This is a genomic window from Kineococcus sp. G2 (assembly GCF_037154035.1).
Lineage (GTDB): Bacteria > Actinomycetota > Actinomycetes > Actinomycetales > Kineococcaceae > Kineococcus.
Genome location: NZ_JBBBEM010000026.1, coordinates 1 through 2,168, shown reverse-complemented (window position 1 = coordinate 2,168; position 2,168 = coordinate 1). Strand labels below are relative to the sequence as shown.

Genomic DNA, 2,168 nt, shown 5'->3' with positions numbered 1-2,168 from the left:
GCCCCACCGGGCCGGCCGCACCCCTTGTGGCAGGGCCGCGCGCGGCCCGTCGACCACGACCCTCACCCCTGACAAGAGGAGCAGCAGTGAAGCGCAGCAAGGCCTACCGCGCCGCCGTCGAGAAGATCGACGCGGACACCCTGTACGTGCCCGCCGAGGCCGTGAAGCTGGCCCGCGAGACGTCGACCACGAAGTACGACGCCACGGTCGAGGTCGCCTTCCGCCTGGGCGTGGACCCGCGCAAGGCCGACCAGATGGTCCGCGGCACCGTGAACCTCCCGCACGGCACCGGCAAGACCGCCCGCGTGCTGGTGTTCGCCGTGGGTGAGCGCGCCGCGCAGGCCGAGGCGGCCGGCGCCGACATCGTCGGTGGCGACGAGCTCATCGACGAGGTGGCCAAGGGCCGCCTCGACTTCGACGCCGCCGTGGCGACGCCCGACCTCATGGGCAAGGTCGGCCGCCTGGGCAAGGTGCTGGGCCCGCGCGGCCTGATGCCGAACCCGAAGACGGGCACGGTGACCATGGACGTCGCCAAGGCCGTCACGGAGATCAAGGGCGGCAAGATCGAGTTCCGCACCGACAAGCACGCCAACCTGCACTTCGTCATCGGCAAGGTGTCCTTCGACGAGACCCAGCTGGTGGAGAACTACGCCGCCGCGCTGGACGAGGTGCTGCGCCTGAAGCCGTCGTCCTCGAAGGGCCGCTACCTGAAGAAGGCGACCATCACGACGACGATGGGCCCGGGCATCCCGGTCGACCCGTCGGTGACGCGCGTCCTCACCGAGGAGACCGCCTCCGCCTGAGGCGACCGCTCGCCGAGCGCCCGTCCGCAGGGGCGGGGTCCCTCCCGGGGCCCCGCCCCTGCGGCGTCCCCGCCTCGCCGCGGCTGTCGGCGGTGGTCGGGAGCACCGGCTCGCGGCGTGTAGGCTTGAGCACGTACCGAAGACCGCCGGTCGCCGCCCTCTCCGCTCGGAGGGGTGGCAGAAGGTCCCGAGCACGGGCGACCCGCGCAGGTGTGAGAGCTTCCCCAGGTCCTTCCCAGGGCCCGGTCCGACGCCCCGCGCTCCTGCGCCGGGGCGTTTCGCGCGTTCGGGCCCGGGCCGGCTCCCCGAGACGAGGAAGGGAGGGCACGCATGGCGAAGGCGGAGAAGGTCGCGGCCGTGAAGGAGATCACGGCGCTGTTCCAGGAGTCCAACGCTGCGGTGCTCACCGAGTACCGGGGGTTGACCGTGTCGCAGCTCACGCAGCTGCGCACGGCGCTGGGTCCTGACACGACCTACGCGGTCCTGAAGAACACGCTCGCCACCATCGCGGCGAAGGAGGCCGGTGTCACGGCCTTCGAGGGTCAGCTGACCGGCCCGTCCGCGATCGCCTTCATCTCCGGTGACCCGGTGGAGGCTGCCAAGGGCCTGCGTGACTTCGCCAGGACCAACCCCCAGCTGGTCGTCAAGAGCGGTCTGCTCGAGGGCCGCGCGATCAGCGCACAGGACGTCACCGCCCTGGCCGACCTGGAGTCCCGCGAGGTGCTCCTGGCCAAGGTCGCGGGTGTCCTCAAGGCGTCCCAGGCCAAGGCCGCGGCCCTGTTCCAGGCGCCGCTGTCGAAGACCGTCCGCACCGTGGAAGCGCTGCGGGAGAAGCAGGCGGGCGCCGACGCCGCCTGAGGCGCCGGTTCCCGTCCACCCACCCGCCCGCGGGCGCACCCCCGCGGACACACCCCAGACACAGGAAGGACCGCCCTCATGGCGAAGCTCAGCACCGACGAGCTGCTCGACGCGTTCAAGGAGCTCACCCTCATCGAGCTCTCCGAGTTCGTGAAGAAGTTCGAGGAGACCTTCGACGTCACCGCCGCCGCCCCCGTGGCCGTGGCCGCCGCCGGTGGCGCCGCTGGTGGCGCCGCCGCCCCGGCCGAGGAGGAGAAGGACGAGTTCGACGTCATCCTCGAGTCCGCCGGCGACAAGAAGATCGGCGTCATCAAGGAGGTGCGCGGTCTGACCTCCCTGGGCCTGAAGGAGGCCAAGGACCTCGTCGACGGCGCCCCGAAGCCCGTCCTCGAGAAGGTCAACAAGGAGACCGCGGAGAAGGCCAAGGCCGCCCTCGAGGGCGCCGGCGCCACCGTCACCCTCAAGTGACCCCCTCCCGGGCCTGAACGGGCCCGGGACACCGCCGCG

3 protein-coding genes are annotated in these 2,168 nt (G+C 72.0%); all 3 read left to right on the top strand.

Going from position 1 to position 2,168, the window contains the following annotated elements; genetic code table 11:
- Window positions 1-86 precede the first annotated feature (86 nt).
- The 3 genes from rplA to rplL all read left to right on the top strand — a co-directional run bounded on the left by rplA (window position 87) and on the right by rplL (window position 2,129).
- The gene (rplA, locus tag V9U69_RS05600; RefSeq protein WP_337060331.1) at window positions 87-803 is read left to right on the top strand and encodes a 50S ribosomal protein L1; all 717 of its coding nucleotides are present in this window, start codon (window positions 87-89) and stop codon (window positions 801-803) included.
- 330 nt (window positions 804-1,133) lie between these two features.
- Window positions 1,134-1,661, top strand: coding sequence for a 50S ribosomal protein L10 (gene rplJ / locus V9U69_RS05595; RefSeq protein ID WP_337060330.1), 528 nt, complete (start codon window positions 1,134-1,136; stop codon window positions 1,659-1,661).
- Between the two features lie 78 nt (window positions 1,662-1,739).
- Window positions 1,740-2,129, top strand: coding sequence for a 50S ribosomal protein L7/L12 (gene rplL, locus V9U69_RS05590; RefSeq protein ID WP_337060328.1), 390 nt, complete (start codon window positions 1,740-1,742; stop codon window positions 2,127-2,129).
- The last annotated feature ends 39 nt before the right edge of the window (window positions 2,130-2,168 follow it).

Coding starts and splice junctions, on each gene's coding strand:
- rplJ (WP_337060330.1), top strand. CDS start 1,134: ATGGCGAAGGCGGAGAAGGTCGCGGCCGTGAAGGAGATCACGGCGCTG.
- rplL (WP_337060328.1), top strand. CDS start 1,740: ATGGCGAAGCTCAGCACCGACGAGCTGCTCGACGCGTTCAAGGAGCTC.